Origin of the sequence: Streptomyces sp. NPDC001406 (assembly GCF_042895285.1) — a bacterium.
GTDB lineage: Bacteria > Actinomycetota > Actinomycetes > Streptomycetales > Streptomycetaceae > Streptomyces.
The window spans coordinates 296,981-313,284 of sequence record NZ_JBIAWG010000002.1; the positions used below are offsets into that span (position 1 = coordinate 296,981).

Annotated in this window: 23 protein-coding genes; 4 read left to right on the plus strand and 19 right to left on the minus strand. The window is 71.2% G+C overall.

The features are described 5' to 3' along the window. Positions 1-190 precede the first annotated feature (190 nt). From ACFY1J_RS05400 to ACFY1J_RS05415, 4 genes are all read right to left on the minus strand, one after another. Positions 191-781, minus strand: coding sequence for a hypothetical protein (locus tag ACFY1J_RS05400; RefSeq protein ID WP_390730691.1), 591 nt, complete (start codon positions 779-781; stop codon positions 191-193). Next, positions 778-1,131: an HNH endonuclease gene (locus tag ACFY1J_RS05405; RefSeq protein WP_390730692.1), complete on the minus strand. Its 354-nt coding sequence runs from the start codon at positions 1,129-1,131 to the stop codon at positions 778-780. Before ACFY1J_RS05405 ends, ACFY1J_RS05400 begins: the two co-directional genes overlap by 4 nt. Positions 1,132-1,244: 113 nt before the next feature. After that, positions 1,245-2,708 carry a DNA-methyltransferase gene (locus ACFY1J_RS05410; RefSeq protein ID WP_390730693.1) on the minus strand — a complete coding sequence of 488 codons (1,464 nt, stop codon included), beginning with the start codon at positions 2,706-2,708 and terminating at the stop codon, positions 1,245-1,247. A 144-nt stretch (positions 2,709-2,852) separates the two neighbouring features. Further along, the gene (locus ACFY1J_RS05415; RefSeq protein WP_390730694.1) at positions 2,853-3,917 is read right to left on the minus strand and encodes a hypothetical protein; all 1,065 of its coding nucleotides are present in this window, start codon (positions 3,915-3,917) and stop codon (positions 2,853-2,855) included. A 346-nt stretch (positions 3,918-4,263) separates the two neighbouring features. Between ACFY1J_RS05415 and ACFY1J_RS05420 the strand changes: the two genes are divergently transcribed. Beyond that, positions 4,264-4,431, plus strand: a complete 168-nt coding sequence (locus ACFY1J_RS05420) for a hypothetical protein (RefSeq protein ID WP_390730695.1) — start codon at positions 4,264-4,266, stop codon at positions 4,429-4,431. Positions 4,432-4,546: 115 nt separating this feature from the next. Here the strand turns inward: ACFY1J_RS05420 and ACFY1J_RS05425 are convergent, their stop codons facing one another. The 3 genes from ACFY1J_RS05425 to ACFY1J_RS05435 all read right to left on the minus strand — a co-directional run bounded on the left by ACFY1J_RS05425 (position 4,547) and on the right by ACFY1J_RS05435 (position 6,262). Then, positions 4,547-5,020 carry a hypothetical protein gene (locus ACFY1J_RS05425; protein WP_390730696.1) on the minus strand — a complete coding sequence of 158 codons (474 nt, stop codon included), beginning with the start codon at positions 5,018-5,020 and terminating at the stop codon, positions 4,547-4,549. Between the two features lie 343 nt (positions 5,021-5,363). After that, positions 5,364-5,747 carry a hypothetical protein gene (locus ACFY1J_RS05430; protein WP_390730697.1) on the minus strand — a complete coding sequence of 128 codons (384 nt, stop codon included), beginning with the start codon at positions 5,745-5,747 and terminating at the stop codon, positions 5,364-5,366. 140 nt (positions 5,748-5,887) lie between these two features. Next, entirely contained in the window at positions 5,888-6,262 is a 375-nt protein-coding gene (locus ACFY1J_RS05435) for a hypothetical protein (protein ID WP_390730698.1), read from the minus strand. Between the two features lie 111 nt (positions 6,263-6,373). Here ACFY1J_RS05435 and ACFY1J_RS05440 point away from each other — a divergent pair, with 111 nt between their 5' ends. Beyond that, on the plus strand, positions 6,374-6,691 hold the full coding sequence (locus tag ACFY1J_RS05440) for a hypothetical protein (RefSeq protein WP_390730699.1): 318 nt from the start codon (positions 6,374-6,376) through the stop codon (positions 6,689-6,691). A gap of 115 nt (positions 6,692-6,806) precedes the next feature. On the opposite strand, the gene ACFY1J_RS05445 is transcribed toward ACFY1J_RS05440, so the two are convergent. The 12 genes from ACFY1J_RS05445 to ACFY1J_RS05500 form a co-directional block, all read right to left on the minus strand. Next, entirely contained in the window at positions 6,807-7,022 is a 216-nt protein-coding gene (locus ACFY1J_RS05445; protein ID WP_390730700.1) for a hypothetical protein, read from the minus strand. Positions 7,023-7,038: 16 nt separating this feature from the next. Continuing rightward, positions 7,039-7,290, minus strand: coding sequence for a hypothetical protein (locus ACFY1J_RS05450; RefSeq protein WP_390730701.1), 252 nt, complete (start codon positions 7,288-7,290; stop codon positions 7,039-7,041). Next, the gene (locus ACFY1J_RS05455) at positions 7,283-7,690 is read right to left on the minus strand and encodes a hypothetical protein (protein WP_390730702.1); all 408 of its coding nucleotides are present in this window, start codon (positions 7,688-7,690) and stop codon (positions 7,283-7,285) included. Before ACFY1J_RS05455 ends, ACFY1J_RS05450 begins: the two co-directional genes overlap by 8 nt. A gap of 208 nt (positions 7,691-7,898) precedes the next feature. Next, entirely contained in the window at positions 7,899-8,036 is a 138-nt protein-coding gene (locus ACFY1J_RS05460) for a hypothetical protein (RefSeq protein ID WP_390730703.1), read from the minus strand. A 390-nt stretch (positions 8,037-8,426) separates the two neighbouring features. Beyond that, positions 8,427-9,755 carry a DNA cytosine methyltransferase gene (locus ACFY1J_RS05465; RefSeq protein ID WP_390730704.1) on the minus strand — a complete coding sequence of 443 codons (1,329 nt, stop codon included), beginning with the start codon at positions 9,753-9,755 and terminating at the stop codon, positions 8,427-8,429. 183 nt (positions 9,756-9,938) lie between these two features. Next, positions 9,939-10,823 carry a hypothetical protein gene (locus ACFY1J_RS05470; RefSeq protein ID WP_390730705.1) on the minus strand — a complete coding sequence of 295 codons (885 nt, stop codon included), beginning with the start codon at positions 10,821-10,823 and terminating at the stop codon, positions 9,939-9,941. Positions 10,824-10,883: 60 nt separating this feature from the next. Further along, positions 10,884-11,741, minus strand: coding sequence for a hypothetical protein (locus tag ACFY1J_RS05475; protein WP_390730706.1), 858 nt, complete (start codon positions 11,739-11,741; stop codon positions 10,884-10,886). Between the two features lie 67 nt (positions 11,742-11,808). Beyond that, positions 11,809-12,639, minus strand: coding sequence for a hypothetical protein (locus ACFY1J_RS05480; RefSeq protein ID WP_390730707.1), 831 nt, complete (start codon positions 12,637-12,639; stop codon positions 11,809-11,811). A 184-nt stretch (positions 12,640-12,823) separates the two neighbouring features. Then, the gene (locus ACFY1J_RS05485; RefSeq protein ID WP_390730708.1) at positions 12,824-13,732 is read right to left on the minus strand and encodes a hypothetical protein; all 909 of its coding nucleotides are present in this window, start codon (positions 13,730-13,732) and stop codon (positions 12,824-12,826) included. A 73-nt stretch (positions 13,733-13,805) separates the two neighbouring features. Beyond that, positions 13,806-14,201 carry a hypothetical protein gene (locus tag ACFY1J_RS05490; protein WP_390730709.1) on the minus strand — a complete coding sequence of 132 codons (396 nt, stop codon included), beginning with the start codon at positions 14,199-14,201 and terminating at the stop codon, positions 13,806-13,808. Positions 14,202-14,383: 182 nt separating this feature from the next. Further along, on the minus strand, positions 14,384-14,614 hold the full coding sequence (locus ACFY1J_RS05495; protein WP_390730710.1) for a hypothetical protein: 231 nt from the start codon (positions 14,612-14,614) through the stop codon (positions 14,384-14,386). Positions 14,615-14,691: 77 nt separating this feature from the next. Further along, positions 14,692-15,123, minus strand: a complete 432-nt coding sequence (locus tag ACFY1J_RS05500; protein ID WP_390730711.1) for a hypothetical protein — start codon at positions 15,121-15,123, stop codon at positions 14,692-14,694. Positions 15,124-15,385: 262 nt separating this feature from the next. On the opposite strand from ACFY1J_RS05500, the gene ACFY1J_RS05505 reads away from it, so the two are divergent. Further along, on the plus strand, positions 15,386-15,664 hold the full coding sequence (locus ACFY1J_RS05505; RefSeq protein WP_390730712.1) for a hypothetical protein: 279 nt from the start codon (positions 15,386-15,388) through the stop codon (positions 15,662-15,664). A gap of 136 nt (positions 15,665-15,800) precedes the next feature. After that, positions 15,801-16,253, plus strand: coding sequence for a hypothetical protein (locus ACFY1J_RS05510; protein ID WP_390730713.1), 453 nt, complete (start codon positions 15,801-15,803; stop codon positions 16,251-16,253). Positions 16,254-16,304 lie beyond the last annotated feature (51 nt).

A 16,304-nucleotide genomic window follows, 5' to 3' on the forward strand; every position in this document is an offset into this window, starting at 1 on the left:
ATCAGGACGCGCCCTTGCCCGTCTCGTGCCAGTGTCTGGCCGGGGGCTGGGTCGCGGGGCGTGTCCGTGACCGCGATCCGCCCTACGCCGAGGTTCGGGCCGTTCGGTATGCGCACAGCCCACAGCAGCACCGGACCAAAGCGCAGCCCGCGCGGCCGCCGCACCCGGGTCTGCATCGTGATCCGAGGGCTCACCGGGCGCTGTCCTTCCGGCGGGCCTCACGTTCGGCGTTCCGCCGCTTGTAGTCGGCCCACTCGTCGCGCGGGAGCAGAGCGCAGACCATCAGCGAGCGGCGCCCGATGCTGACCTGCAGACCGCTACGCCTGGCGTCGGCCTCCGGCCCGTACCGGGTGAAGCCGACCGCGAAGGACGGCGGGGAGTTCTTGCGGCTGACGAAGAACACACCGGCGGTGAACCGGCCGACGTCGACGAAGTGCGGCCGCCGCACGGACAGCCACAGCTCACCGATGAGGAACACGATGGCCGTGACCAGGGACACCGCCCACCACAGCAGGAGGGCGAGCAGCACGGACACGGTCCACTCACCGACGCGGAACGCGCGGGAGCGGGTCAAGGTCGGCCGGTAGCGGATCGTGCCGGGCAGCCACCGGTACCCGAAGAAGTCGGCGCCGTCCGCCCAGGAGTGGTGCATGGTCGAGCGCGCGGAGTACGACGCACCGTGCGGCTCGTCGTGCCCGGCGCGCCGCTGGCAGCGGAGACCGACCGAGGAGAGCGCCCAGGAGGAGCACTGCCGTCGCCAGAGCCGCCCGAGGCGCCTCATCGGGCGGTCGCCACGGTCGTGGAGCGAACACCGTCAGGGGTGAGCCGGTACTCGCGGCCGTCGGGGTAGCGCACCAGGACCTTGTCGGGCAGCTCCGGCCGGCGGACCTTCCACCCGGCCTCGTACGACTCCCGGGGGTGGTCCTCGAACCAGCCGTTGCACGTCGTGCACGCGGTCAGGAGGTTGTGGGCCTGGTTGATGTACTCCTCGCGGGCGCCGCCCATGCCGCGGTTCACGCGGTGGTGGATGGTCAGGTCCTCCCGTGTCCCGCAGCGCACGCAGGCGCCGCCGTCCCGGTCGTAGACGATCGCTTTCACCACGTCGGTGGGGCCAGTCCGTCGTCGTGCCACAACACTGGTCTCCTCGTCTGCCCCGGGCGCCGGACCGCTGAGTCGCGGTCCTAGTCGGGCACGCCCTGGGCGAGGCGGGGAGAGTGGAGCGCCGACGAGCCTTGCGTCGCGCCCTACCCGCGGGCGTCGCGGCGCAGCCGGAGGCGGCACAGCTCGGCGTACTCGGCCTTGGCCTCCACACCCATGGAGTCGAAGCCCTCCAGCCGGGCAGCCTCGAGCGTCGTGCCAGTACCGGCGAACGGGTCCAGGACGAGTCCGCCGGGCGCGGTGAGCAGCCGGACCAGCCACCGCATCAGCGCGACCGGCTTCACCGTGGGGTGCACGGTGCCGTCCGGCAGGCGCGGCCGCTCGCTGGTGGGGGCCTTGGCCTGGTAGCGGAACGCCGGGTAGAAGCGGGAGGCGCCGCCGGAGTCCGCGCCCCGGACCGGCTTGCACGCAGTCTGGCCCTTGAAGTCGCCGTAGACGTCGCGGAACTTGTCGGCGTTGCGGCGCCGCGGGTTCGCCCCAGAGGTAAGCCGCCCCGACTGGCCGTCCAGGTCGGCAACCGGGCAGCCGTCCGCGCAGCCGTCGACGATCCATCCCGCCTCGTCGACGGCCCACGCGTGCGACAGCAGAACGTTGGTCGGCCAACGCCCCTCCGGGTCGCCGGGCGGGGTCTTGCACGCCGCGGTGTTCATCGCCCCGGTCCCGTACGCCAGGACGTTGGAGGCGACCGTGCCCTCGAGCGTCTTCCGCGCCAGGACGATCGGCTCATGGCTGGGCTTGAGGGCGGTGTTCCAGCCGTCCCAGCGGACGGCCGCGGCGGTCGCTGGCACGGTCACGTCGAACGTGTCGGACTGGAGCTGCGGAAACACCCCGGAACCGCCCCGTTTCCGGTGCCCCTTGCCGATGACCTCCCGGTCATCCCACGCCTCCCCGGGCGCGTTCTTCCGCCCGTTCAGCTCGTGCACCAGGTTCTCGACGCTGAACGGGGCCTCGAACCCCATCTCCGCCTTCAACTGCTCCCACTGTTCGACGGTCGGGACGGCGGCGGTCTTGGTCTGCGTCGTCCAGTGCTGCGCCATACCGTTGAAGCCGAACAGGGCGTCGATCTGCGGGTTCGTCCAGCCGACGGAGTCGCGGAGCGCGGCGAACTCGGCGGTGAACCGGCGGCGGGCGGGGCGGTCGTCGCGGCGCCGGTCGATCAGCTTCCCGACGTCCTGGCCCTTGGGGAAGCCGGTGCCGTACAGCCAGTGCAGGGAGTCACGGATCTCGAAACCGGCGTCCTCGACGGCCACGGCCATGCGGTGGTATGTGCGGGTCGCGCCGAACGCTGCCAGGTGCCCGCCCGGCTTGAGGACGCGCAGGCACTCCGCCCACATGTCCACGCTGTACGCGATGCCGGAGGCGTCCCACGCCTTCCCGAGGAACCCCAGCTCGTACGGCGGATCGGTCACGATCGCGTCCACGGAGGCGTCCGGGAGCGTCCGAAGGTGCTCGAGGGCGTCGGCGCAGTACACGACCGGCTCGGGGCCTGTCAGCTCCTCCACGGGTATCAGGGCTTCCTGCCCGGCGGGGGCGAGGTTCGTTGCCGCCACGAGGTTCGTCCGTCCTGCCCCGGCTCGTCGGGCCGGCCAGGAGCGGCGGCCACGGGAGGACGGCTGGAGCGAGGCGGGACCATGGGCCGCCGAGGAGGCTTACGTCGCGATCAGACGCGCGTGAAACTCTGTCCTGGCGGGTTCTTACGGCCTTCGAGGCTGTAGAAACCCGCTCATGGGCTGCCGCCACTCGTTGGTGGCGTCACGTCGCCGGAGCACCTCCTGCACGACTTCCCCCGCCTCCCTGTCGAAGGCGCCGTCCCGGAGCATCACTCGGTGGCACACCATGTCGCTGCTGTCCTCCTTGAACTCCATCCACTTGCCGCTGTCGTACCGCTTCCAGTGACGGTGGACCTCAAGGATCCCGAAGGCCTCCAGCGGCCTATGCGTCTCGTACGCGTCCCGGCCGAGGCCGTAGAAGCCGTGGCGTACGTTGCTCAGCACGAAGCCGAGGGTCATCGGGGTCCCGCCCTCGGGCTTCACCTGCATGCCGTCGAACTTCAGGACGTCGAACCACATCAACAAGGCCGCGATCTCGCTGTTGGTGAGCGCGTAGATCCAGCCGTTGGTGAAGAACCCCACGGGGATCTCAAGGAAGTGCTCGTCATCCGCCGGCACCGTGTACGGGATGCTCGCGGCGCCGGTGTCCTTGCTTTTCCCGTTCTCGCACAGGAGCAGGACACCGCGGCTGACCTGCCCCTTGGTCCCGGTCGCCGACCTGAGCAGCTTCATCCCCTCCAGCGTCTTCATCGCCTGGGTGATCTGCCTCAGCTTGTTCGTGCGGACCGAGGACGCCTGAACGCCGGGACCGGCGTACTTGGCGACGGTCGCCACCAAGCCCTCCCACGAGTCGGTCGTCCGGGCGTCCGGCTCGATCGGATACGGCTGGGGCCACTCCTTCCCGATCGTCGCCTCGCACTGCGCAGCGAACAGCATCACGAGGTAGAGCTTCAGGGTGAGCCCCTTGGGTGTGATCATCTGTGCCGAGAAAGGCCGCTCGGACCGAGGCAGCGGCTTGCGTTCGTCCTCGACTGTCCCGCCGAACTTCTCCAGCCGCACGAAGGACCGCCGCACGCGCACGGTCTGCGGCTTCCTGCCGCGCTCGTAGATCTCGCGAGTCTTCCTGACCGCCTCCGGGAGATCGTTCCCCATCAAGGCCGCCAGTTGCTCCATGCGGACCTCGACCTTGCCGTCCCTCTCGTGGGCCACAGCCCCGGCCTCCTCAAAAAAAACTGCTACGGTTTATCCGCTACCGATTGATCCGCATGTCGGGTTACTAGTCCAGTTGTCATCTATCTGGTTTCAGCTCTATTTACCTGAGACTCAACGCATGCGGATCAATCCGTAGCCCAGTGTACCCCGAGGGCCTGTCAAGCCCGCGCACCATGGATCTCACGAGCTGGAACCCTCCAGCCGTAGAAGTCCCGCAGGCCCCGGGCAGAGAGCCGGCAAGCAGAACTGCCCTGGGCCTGCGCCTACAGGAAAGAGGTGGTCCATCCTGACTACCAACGACGGTACCCCAGCAGATCCGGCACAGCACCAGCCCATCGTCTCCGTGAGCAGGAGGCGTTCCGAGGGGGCGTTCGGCTGGTGTCAGCTCGGATTCTCCGCTCTCTGCGTCGGCTCCGGGGTCGCCCTGTGCTTCACCGGCTTCCCCTTCGTCGGCGGCCCGCTCATCACCGCCGGAACGTGTCTGCAGATCAAGGTCGAGGTCAACCTCTGATGATCTGAGGGGCGGGGCGGCGTGGAGAAACCCCTCTCCACGCCGCCCCGCCGGTTCGCGGCACTCCTGATAGTGAATCCGGCGGCCGCGGTCGCGTCTCCCTCGCTTCCCCCGGTCAGGCGGTGCGGTATCCGGAAAGCGCCCGCTCGAGCGCGTCGAGCATCGTCACGATGTCGTCGACCTTCACGTAGGAGATCCCGAACGTGACGGTGCCGTCGGCGTTCACGTCGAACTCGTACTCGCTGTAGGTCTGCTCGTCCTCGTAGTGGTACTGGCCGGGCTCCGCCTCAGCGAACCCGCCGGGACCCTCGTCGAACCAGTCGGCGCCCCAGCACTCCGTCATGGCGGCGCCCACGGCCTCCTTCGGGACGTTCTCGAACTCGATCGTGGCGCGCCCGTGGTCGTCGAGGCACACCTTCCCCTGCCCCTCTCCGGGCGTCACCCAGCGCAGCGTCGGCCCGAAGCACTGGCAGCGGTCGGCGGGGTTCAGGGCGGGGAACGCCGCGGTGAAGGCTTCCTGAGCGGTCTCCTGGTGAAGCTCCCATGCCCCGTACCAGCAATCGAGTGCCTGTGTGACGTGTGGCTGCACATGTCCTCCCGTCTGCCCAGGTCAGGGGGCCGCCGGGCGGCGGCCGCGGGACGTGTCCCGGGTGACGGCGCACCGTGCCGGCCGCGGAGGGCTTACGTCCGGGGAAACCGCAGGTCAGGCGTTGAGACGTCGATCACGTGTCCCTCGCGGGGCCCCGATCGGCGCCATGACGTGGGGCCCCGCGGGCGCGGCGTTCACGGGGAGGCAAACAACAGCCCGCGCCACCAGGACCAACGACCGCACCGGGCCGGGGTCACCGCCTGGCCGGCCGCGGGGTGCCGGGTACGGCTGCGCCCCGGTCGCGGAGTCGTGCGACCGGGGCGCGGGTGGAGCGGGTGAGGGGCTACGCCTCGCTACCGCCGGAGCTGCCGCCCGTGGTGCCGGGGCACTCGGGGTCGAAGATGTTGCACGCCCCGTCGGTCGGGTCCGAGGGCATGGTCGGGGTTGGCGTCGAGCCGCCGGACGTTGAGCCGCCGGACGGAGTCGGGGCGCTGGGGCTCGGCGTACGCGTTGCGGTGGGCGACGGCTTCGGGTCGGACTTCGCCGACGAGCCGTCCCGGACAACACCGAGCACGCCGAACACGACCGTGACGAGGAGGTTGACCAGGAGCAGGGCCAGGATCGCGCGGCTGTAGCGCACGCAGGTGCGGCAGGTGCCGTCCGAGATGAGCTCGGCGGGGTCCAGCGCAGCCGAACACGGGGAGCTGCAGGGGGCGGGGTCTGACACGGCGGGTCCTTCCGTACGGGAACTGGGCCCGCGGACGGTGTCCGCCACGAGGGGCTTGTGTCGTGCGCTGGCTGGCTGAGGGGTGGGGCACAGCTCGCATCCGGTGCAGAGGCCGAGGTGCCACCCGCACTCGCGGGCGGTCACCGCTTGCCCAGGGAGATCCGCGGCGGGGCTGCGGGCGCCTTCGGTGCCGCAGGAGCCGGGGCCTTCGGGGCAGCCGGGGCCTTGGCAGCGGGCGCCTTCGGCGCGGGCACGGCGGGCTTCCTAGCGGTGCTGCCGGTCTTCGAGGAGTTGGTCGTGCCCGCGGGTATCCCGCCGTACGGCTGGCACGTCACGGGGTCCACGGTGCCCGCGAGGGCGGGGGCGCAGCGGCCGGGGCTGCTGTCGCTGTCGTCGTCGACGGCGTGGTCGACCAGGAGCGCAACCAGGATCACCAGGGCGAGCACGATCACACCGACCGCCACGGAGATGATCAGGCGAGACTGGCGGTCGTCGGACGGGGGCTTGGGCTTCACGGCGCGGCCTTCCAGGTGGAGAGATGAGGCCGCGGATGGTGGAGGCCAGGAAGGGCTTGCGTCGCGTCCTGCCTGGCAGGCGCCCGGAGCGTGCCGTCTACAGTCGGAGGCATGAGCACGATCCCGGAGCCAGAAGCGGCCCGCCCGTGGCGCCCCGAGGACGGGCCCAAGCCAGAGGTGTGGACGTGGCCGAACGCCGATCGTCCGTCGCTGAAGGTGTGGTCGGCCGGGGCCTGGCGGTCCGCGCGGGTCATGGCGCGGCAGAACTGGGCGGACGGCAGCGTGCGCTACCAGGTCGAGGTGGACCTACGCGGCGACACAATGGTCACGATCCGCACGTACCAGTGGCCGCAGCCCGGGTTGCGGAAAGCACACGGAAGCGGCTCGGCGCCGTCCAGGAACACCGATGGGATACGGGTGAGCCGGTAAGAACGCTGTCACCAGCCGCAAACGGCGGTGATCTTGCGGCGGTTTCACCAGGTGAGTATCGAGGAGGCCGACCCGAGCAAGGGGGGACGTCTTGGCGTCCGAAGGTCAAGCTCGATCAGTCGGCCGCACTTCCCGTCGCTGCGGCATTCCTCTCAGTAACGTCTCGTACGAAATCCTCAGCGACTTCGCGAAGCTCTTCGTCGGAGGCTCCAGGGCGCGCAGCGGCGAACATGGCACGCGTCTCCGGATCGCCAAGTAGCCCCTCGACCTTGTTCTTCTCCTCAGGCGTAAGGGGCTCGCGGCTCTTGGACTTCGGCTTCAACTGCACCACACCTCCACGGTACTGCTCAGCTACAGAACGGGCACTTTCCGCGCGAGGAGCCGAAGATTACCTTGTCGATGAAGCTGAGAACCTCGCGCCTGCACGTGGCGTCGCGGTCGGCAGCGTCGTAGACGGTCTTCACCTGCCAGAGCAGCTTGTAAAAGATCTTCAGGAAGTGGTCCTGCGTGCGGTCATCATCCCATTCGTGAATCTCGTAGAAGAGTTGGCAGATCAGAAGTTCGTCCGGCCACCCCCGCATGGCGAAAACGTCACTCACTGGGCGGGCCTCCTTGAGATTCCGCCGGGTGAGGCTGGTTGAAATAGCGCCTCATCAGTTCCGCAGACACGAGACCGGCTGTTGCGCCCACTGTCGCAGGGACCAGAAGCCAACCGACGACGCGGAGCGCGATGACCAGTGCTTGCTGGCCAGGGTTAAGCGACAGAGGCGGATTGAACGGATTCAGGTATCCGATCATGAACTGGGCTGCGCAATCCAACGAATCAAGGGACCAGGCCGTCAGCAGGTACAGAACCGTGCTGAACAGGAAGGCCCAGAAGGCACTCTTCCTGAACCAGATGAAGAGAGGGCGGTACCACCACTTGTACAGGGAGGTCTTGATCTTGTGGCGCCGCCGACCAGACCCCGGCTGTGGCAACGGCGGCGGCTCCCTGTCCATGACCAAAACCTAGAGGGGGAAACGACGGGTCGCCCGACAAGGGATCGTTTCGGGTGAATCGGCGAGCGTGGTCAGCCCGTGCGTGGCCGTCGTTTGCGGCTGGCGACACGGTTCTTACCGGCGCCCCGACACGGCAGAGGGAATACCGCAGGCGCGGCCTCGCCGGGCGCAGAGGGGGCCGCAAGGGCGTTCGACGGCAGGTAGCTGATCAGGCGGCGACGTCGACGTCGTCGCGGACCAGGGGAACGACGCCTTTGGCGTGCTTGAGTGCCCGCCGGGCGGCGACCAGGTCAGCGCCCTTGATCCCTTCCTTCTTGCAGTGCTCCCACCATGGGTGGCACTGCACGGCGGCGGTGGCCTCCCGTAGGGGCCTCGAACAACCGGTCGTACTCGGCAGCCTCCTCGGGTGTCCAGCCGGGCGACGCGGCCGCCCGCGGCGCTCCCGTCCCCGCTCCGTCTCCTCCGTCCAGCGCGGGCGTGGCTCACGGGACCATGGAAGGGTCTTCTGGTGGGCGTGGGGCGCGGCGTACAGCTCGGCGGCCGTGCGCTGGGCGGCGCGCAGGTCGGCGGGGAAGTCGTGCGGGTCGAACGGGGCCGGTTCGGTCGCGGCCGGCCGGGGGGGCGCTGGTGTCCTCCGTGACGGGGGCAGGGGCAGGGGTGCTCATGGTTCGGAGCCTAGTTCGAGCCAACGACAACGCCCGGCCTCCGCGGGGGCGGGGGCCGGGCGCGCTGGGGGTTAGCCGATCAGCTCGTAGTCGTCTGGACTGAGCATGTCGTCCATGTCGTAGAGCTGGGCGAGGTAGTCACGGATCAGAGCCTCGCCGAGGGCGCCGAACATGCCGGACAGGACGATGGCGGCCATGACCGGTGAGACGACGTCGGCGGCCTGCTGGAAGGCGCTAGTGCGGCTGCCCTGCCATGGGTAGGAGCGGCGGAACCCGACGAGGAGACCGGCCTCCGCCTCGGTGAGCCGGTAGCCGTCGCTCTCGCGCTTCCAGGTGCGGGACTTGCCGGTGAGGCACCAGGACGGGCCGTCGGCGGAGAAGCTGTTGCCGCCCTTGGCGCGGCCGGTCTTCGGGTCGACGGGGCGGTTGCCGCGGGTGTTGACGCGCTCGCCGGGCTGCCAGCCGAGGGCCTGGGCCATGGTCGTGGCGGGGAGCGGGCGGATGCGGCGGGTGACGGTGGGGGTGTAGCGGCGGGAGGCGATCATGTAGACGCGCTTGCGGCGGGAGGGCAGGCCGTAGTCGGCGGCCTCCAGGATCTCGCGGTTGGTGTAGAACCACTCGGCGCAGGAAAACTCGCACGACAGGTCGTCGAGGATCTCCTCGGGCAGGTTGCTGGACTGCTCCATGGCCATCCACTGGATGGGCGCACCGGCGGCCTGCAGGGCGAGGGGCCAGATGACGACCTCCAGCATCAGGGCGATGCGAGGGTCGCTGACGTCGGCGGCCATCTCGCGGACCTCGTCCCAGGTGGCGCCGGAGCGCGGGGCGAAGCCGTCGCCGTGGCATCCCTTTCCGTCCGGGGCGTCGGGGTCGCAGCCGCATTCGTCGTCGTAGTCGTTGTGGTGCCACTCCATGGGGATGAACCCGGCGGCCTCGCCGACGTAGGCGATGGCGTCGCACAGGAGCTGGATGTTGCCCTGCTCCAGGCCGGAGAGCTTGCCCGCCGGAGAGAAGGTCGGGCACGGCGGGCTGATGATGACCGCGCGGGTGTGGCGCAGGGCGATGTGCTCGGGGTCCAGGGTGGTGATGTCGGCGCAGATGCGGCGGTGACCGGCGGCGCGGGCGGTGGCGCAGGCGTCTTCGGAGATGTCGACGCCGACGGAGTCGACGGCCACGCCGAGGACGGCGGCGATGCCCTCGGACCAGCCGCCGGGGCCCGCGAACAGCTCGACGACGCGGATCGGGTCGCCGGGGAGAGGGGCGAGCAGCCACTCGGCGGGCCACGGGGCGGCGGCCTCTTCGAGGATCGGGCGGACCTTGGCGGGGATGGGCAGACCGGCCTTGCGGGCGAGCGTGGCGACGTGGATTGCGGTCTTGACCTTGGCGGGCAGGTCCCTCATCTGCGGTGTCCTTCGTTCGGGCTTCGTTGGTGGCTGCTCTCCACCAACGCCACGCACAATACAGCAATGAGACTCGCGTGCCGCGGGAGCAGGGAAAAACCCGGGTGAACTCGCACGGCTGCACTCCAATGCCGTGGCGGTGCGCCTGGCCCCGGGCGAGCAGTCTGGGGCCGGGCACACCGCTCAGGCAGTCGGGCTGGTCTGGCAGTGCCGCCCGGCGTGCTCGGCGATCGGGGTCAGGCACACCGCGCACCGCGGACCCTCCTCGGCGGACCCCTCGGCCCCGAGGCCGGCCTCGGCGCTCAGCCGCTCCCAATCCATCTCGGCACGCCACCGGATCGCCTTCTCCGCGCAGCACTCCGACCGCCAGCACACGCACCGGTAGCAGTCCTGGCAGGTCTGCCGACGGTCGCAGCCACACCGGCAGTCGTGCGGGCGGCACCCCTCCTTGTGGTCCACCACCGGGTTCAGCACCGCGGCGAGCAGCGGCAGAGCGGCGTCCAGCATCGCGACCGCGCGGCGGCCCGCCTCCTCCTCGTCCAGGAGCGTCCGGTTCTCCTCGTGCATCCGGTACAGGGCGCGCCCGATCACCGTCGGGTCGTGCCGCGGGCATCCCTCCTCGCCGGGCTTCACCTCCGTGCGGCACGTACGGCAGAACACGCCGAGGAACGGGTGCGGGGCCACGCCCGCGTACCGGGCCCACTGGTCCAGGAGGACGCCGTTCGCCTCGAGTGTGGAGTCGAACAGGGGGCGGATGCGGTCCAGCTCACCGAGCAGGTCGCGCAGCTCTGGCGACGAGTCGGCCGCGGCGCGGATCTCCTCCAGGCGCTCGGCGGGCAGCGGGTCCTCGCCGGGGCGGTGGCCAGACTTGGGCAGGCGGCGCCACTCATACCCGTCGACGACTTCCGTCCACATGAGGCTGGTCGGCAGCCCGCCGTCGACGCCAGGAAGGTCCCCCTCCCGAGCGGCGCGTTCCATTACGCGATCGGCGGTCTCGTCTCCGCTGCCGGTGAGCGTGAACTTCTGACCGGTGGCCAAGTTCGTTGCGATCACGGTGAACTCAGACAACGTGGTGTGTCCTTCCAGGGGTGGGGTCCGTCCCGAGGCCGGCCTCGGGACGCCGGGCGGTCAGCGGCAGAGCTGCGGGGCGAGGGAGATCAGGAAGTCCGCGCCGAGGCCGTGGAGGTCGACGGACGCCGGGGTCGTGTCGTGCGCGCGGGACACGGGGTCGAGGGCGGGCGCGGCGTACCCGTACGGCCCGGGGCCGCGGCCGGTGCTGAACGCGAGTCCGCCCTGCTCGGTCTGCTCGACGTGCCCGTGCCGGGCGAGGACGGCGGCCAGGCGGCGCTGCAGACGTCCGCGGACGCGGGGGATCTCGGGGCGCCCGTCGGCGGCCGGGGGCAGGAAGTAGGTCACGGCCTTCTCGACGGCGCGCACCGGGCCCTGTATCTGGACGTCGGCCACGGGGTTCGTGCCGTGCAGGGTGACGGAGTACCGGGCGCCGGACGGCGCACCCCACGCCAGGGTGGACGTGTTCGCCAGGAGACCGATCCGGTTGTACGTCGCCACGCCCTGCAGACGCATCGCGTGCCCGATCTCGTCAAGCAGCTCCAGCCGCCCCATCACGCGCGGTCCGTCGGCGGCGGCGCGTCCGGCGGCCTCGTCGTCGAGGACGGGCAGGACCAGGCGCAGCACCTCCCGCGCGATGACGGCCGGACTAACGCTCTCGAGCTGGAGATCGGGCCGGGTCGGCTCGCGGTCGGGGAGCTGCCAGCCGATCTGCGTGTCCCAGGTGCGCGCGACCAGGACCAGGGCGCGGCCACCCTGAACGAGGCGGGCGGCGGGGTACCGGGCGGTCCACCACGCGTCGTAGGGCTCGACAGTCCACGGAATGCCGGCCCGCTCCGGGAGGAAGGCGGCGATGCGTCCGGCGAGGGTCTGGGCGGGGCAGCCGGGGCGGGCGGGGGCGGTGGCGATCGGGGTCATGGCAAGGGCCTTTCGAGGGGGCCGCGCCCCCGGGAGCAGTCCGGGAGCGCGGCCGGGCGGGAGGGGGTCAGACCAGGTACGCGACGGTGGTGAGCAGCAGGTCGACGCCGATACCGCTGATCTCGGCGACCACGCGCCGGTCGTCGTCGGCGCGGTCGGTCGGCTCGTCGGCGGTGGGGAGCGCGATCCAGCCGGAGGGCTCTCGGCGAGCGCCGAACTGGACCTCGCCGTCGTCGACCGGGCGGAGCTGCGGAAGCCGGTCGGTGAGGTTCCGGGTGAAGGCGCTCCCGGCGTGGTCTTCGGCGTGTCCGGCGTACGGGGTGACGACGACCGGCAGGAAGCCGTACAGGCCACGCACGGGCCCGTCGTACGTCAGCACGAGGTTCCGGTTCAGGCCGTACACCCACAGGCCCCAGGTGCCGCCGCTGTCGGCCGTCCACATCAGGCCGGGCCCGTTCACGCCCTCAGCCGGAACGGCATGGGCGCCGTGGTCGATGAGCGAGAAGCCGACTTCCAGCAGCTCCGTCGCGCGGTCGGAGAGGACCTGGTCCCAACCCTTCGCGCGGGCGGTCTCCCGGATCTCGTCGGCGTCAAGGGCGGGGAGGACGGAACGCAGCACGCGCGCGGCGAGGGTGAGGGCGGGCGCCGGGTCGGTCGCGTCGACCACCACGTCGGGGGTGACGGCGAACGCGCCGGGCCGGTCGGCGAAGACCTCGATGCGTCCCGCTTCCTCGGCGACGATCAGGGCGCGACGGCCGTTCGTGAGCCGGGACGTGGGGACGTTGTTGCGGATGCCGTACGGGGCCGGGCCGACCGTCCAGCGGGCGCCCCGGCGGGCGGGCAGAAGCGCGGCGAGCGGGGCAGCGATCTCGGCGGGGGTGACGGCGGACAGGGTCACTGGGGTGTTCCTTCGTTCGGGCGGGTCCGGCGCGGTGCTCTCCGGCCGGGTGATCTGGTCATGCGAGTGGTGCTTGCGTCGCGCCCCGGGGCGGCTCGTACGTCCGGGCCCCGGGGCGCAGCGGGGGGTGTGACCGTGGGCCGGGCGGGGGCGGCTTGCGTCGCGTCCCGCGCAGCGGGGGCGCCTACGGGCGGCAGGTGGCCGTGGAGGGGGCGGTGCAGTCGTCGGGGCAGGCGTGGACGTGCGCGGCCTTGAGGAGCGCACGGGCGGCCTTGGCGCCCTCAGCGCGCGTGGGAGTGCCGTCGTTGCCGTGGATCAGCTCGATGCGGAGCACCTTGCCGCTTCTCCGGCCGATGTGGATGGTGCCGAACGTGCCGTGCTGGCCGCCCGCATTGAGGCTGATCCGGCGGGTGACGTTGCGGTAGCCGGGACCGGCCCAGGTCGGGTGGAGTCCCTTGCTCTCGGCGAGCCGGATGACGCCGACGGTGTACGGGGTGAGGCCGGTGAGGTCGAGCGGCGCGGGCTCGACGGTGGGCTGCTTGCACGGGCGGGCAGCGTCGACGGCCACGGCCTCAGCGAGGCGGGCGTGCTTCCAGTGCAGGGTGAACGCGGCTTCGAGCGCGGCGGTGATGCTCTCCGGGTCTTCCTGCGGGACGGTGATGGCGAGGTAGTGGCCGTGCAGGGCGAGGAGTCGGGCGAACAGGTCGCCTTCCTGGGCGATCAGCACGGGGCCGCCGGGGAGCAGCGACGGGGGCAGCTCGATGTCGTTGCCGAAGACCGGCGCGGTGACGTACTGCGTGAAGTGGGGCGGGAAGCCGATCGCGGGGTTGGCGGCGGCGATGTGGCAGGCGGTGATCAGCGCGTACGAGGCGTCCCAGTCCATGGTGTTCGTGATCACGATGCCGTCCACGGTGCTGGGTTCCTCGGTCTCCAGCGAGTGCGCGGCGGTGTCGAGCAGTTCGGCGATCTGGGTGAGCGCGGCGCGGCCGGTGTCGTCGAGGACGACGGTGGTGGAGGTGGCGCGGGTGCGGGCGATGGCGGCGATGGTGCGGGCGCGGTGGGCGGCGGCGAGGGCGTTGGGCAGCGCGGGCATGGGTGTCTCCGTCTCCGGTGCTTGGTGAGGTGGGGGCCGGGGCGCGGCGGGCGGAAGGGCCGCGCCCCGGCGGTCAGGGGGTCGCTGAGGCGGCGATCAGCGCGGCGCGGACGGCCTTGTACTCGGCCTTGCGCGGCTTGTACTGCGCGGCGATCTGGGCGACCTGGGCGCGGGTGTACCGGTAGGCGGTGACGGCGTGGCGCTTGAAGCCCTGGGCGGTGCGGCGGATGCGGGCCCGCTTGCCCTTTAGGCCGTTGGTCCGGGCGGTCTTGGCAACGCCCTGGAGGGCGTTGACGACGCCCTTGACGGTCGCGCGGTCGGCGCCGGTGGCGATGACGTGCGTGGCCAGGGAGCGGGCGGAGTTGCGGACGCGGCGGGCGGCGCGGGCAACTTCGCGGCGGGCGGCGGAGGCGGCGCGGTGGGCGTGGACGCGGTCGCGGAGGATGCGGCGGGCGGTGACAGAAGCCATTGCGGTGTTCCTTCGTTCGGGCTGTTGGCGGTGCTCTCCGCCAACAACACACACAATACAGCAATGAGACTCGCAAGGGGAGCAAGTCCACGGGAACTGATCGAAGTTTTTCCAGGTGGAACGGCGCGCGCGGGAGCTGTTGGCGCGCGCCGCTAGTCTCACGGCTGCACTGCTCTCACTGGCTAGAAGAGGGTGCCGGTGTCCTCGGTGGACGGTGTGGCCGGCCTGCGGGTGCGGGCGGGGCGCGCGGGCGTCGGGTCCTCCCCGAACAGAGCATCGGTCCCGTTGGAGTGCGCGACGGCGGGCACGGCGCGGCTGACGGCGCGGGCGTCGACCAGGGCGAGCGGGGCGGAGTCGTCGAAGTCGGCGCGCGCCATGCGGCTCCAGTCGCGGCCCTGGGGGTTGGCGGTCACTGCGGTCTCTCCTGTCGGTGCTCGGGCGGTGCCGGGGCGCAGGCGGTGCGCCCCGGCGGGTCGGTGGGGTGTCTAGGTCAGCGCTGGGGGGTGCTTGCGTCGAACTGCGGGCCGCACACGCGGTTGCCCATGCGGTGGCAGTTCCACCCGCTCTCGTCCTCTTCGATCCGGCCGTCACGGTTGTCGTCGCCGAGGGCATCGGCCTGCCCGTCGATCCAGCCGTCTGCCCACGCGACGGTGCCCGGGTCGTTGGCGTCGCCGATGATGTTCGGGTACGTGGGCTTGGTGCTGTCGCCGAGGGCGGCCACGCCTGCCTTCCAACCGGCGTTGTACGTGGCCACGGTGTCGTCTTCGGCGGGCGGCGTGATGGTGACGGTGCGGGCCGGCCGGGGCGCGGCGTGTGGGTCGGCGCCGGTGCACGAGCCGAGGAGTCCGAGGGTGGCGATCGTCAGGCCAGCGGCCAGGATCGCGGCGGGACGAGGGCGACGGAGCAGGCGGGACAGGCGCATGGACGTGTTCCTTCGTTCGGGCTTCCCCGGGGTGCTCTCCCCGGGCCGCCGGGTGGCGGGGCTCCAGAACGTAGCAGGACCCCCGTAGGAAGTACAGCCATGAGACTGCACAGGTGTGCCGGGCACTATTTCACCAGCGCGTTTACGGTTTCTTGCGGGTTCCCAGTTGCGCCAGAGTCGCATTGCTGTACTGTCGTCCTAGCGGGTTCACCCCGCAGCCCCGGAGAGCAACCGGGGCCCGCCCGACCGAAGGAACGCCACAATGCCCGTGTCCCTCAACAAGACCCCGCAGCTCCTGTTCTTCTTGGCCGTCGTCGCCTACCCGGGCACCGAGAAGTCGAAGGTCTACCGCGTCACCCTCGCCCGGGATGAGGACTACGACGCACTGCTCGAGGAACTGCACGGCCTCGCCGCGGTGGTGGAGGCCGGGGAGCTGTGCATCGTGATCGCCGGAGACCGCTCCGCCGCGTACGCCGCCGCACACCAGGGCAGCACCAGCGAGGCCATGCTCGACAAGTGGCTCGGCCAGCAGGGCGTGTAGCCGCCCCCTCGACCGCACCGGCCCGCCGTCCCCCCGGCGGGCGGTGCCCCTCACCGGCCCGCCCGGTGCAGGCCCAGGGCGCACCGCCCCCTCACCAGTCCCGGAGAGCACCGGGACGCCCGAACGAAGGAACACCATGGCCACTGTCACCGCCGCCCCCACGCTCGCCGTCACCGACGTCACCGTGACCACCGACAACATGGGCCGCGCCTACGCCGTCATCCCCGACGCCGTCGCCCGCCCCCTCGCCGTCGCCGCCCTCCAGGGCATCGACCCGAACGCCCGCGGCATCTTCTTCGAGTCCGACGCGCACCCCGCCGACTCCTGGGTGGCTACCACGGTCCGCACGATCTTCGACGCCGTGCTCGCCTCGCCCGTCGCCGCCGAGGTTGACCACGCCCACGGCCTGTGGCTGTACCGCAAGTTCGACGGCGGCACCTTCTACGGGTTCATCGTCGGCGAGTCCGGTTGGGACGCGGACGCCCGCTGGTGGCGCGACTACCCGCAGGCCGGCGACCTCCGCGTCCGGGGCTGCGCCTCCATCGCGTCCAAGGACCGTCGCGCGCTCGCCGGTACCTGCACCTTCTGACCGCCCCGGCCGGCCGCGCCGCCCATCGACCGTGGGCGGCGCGGCGCACCC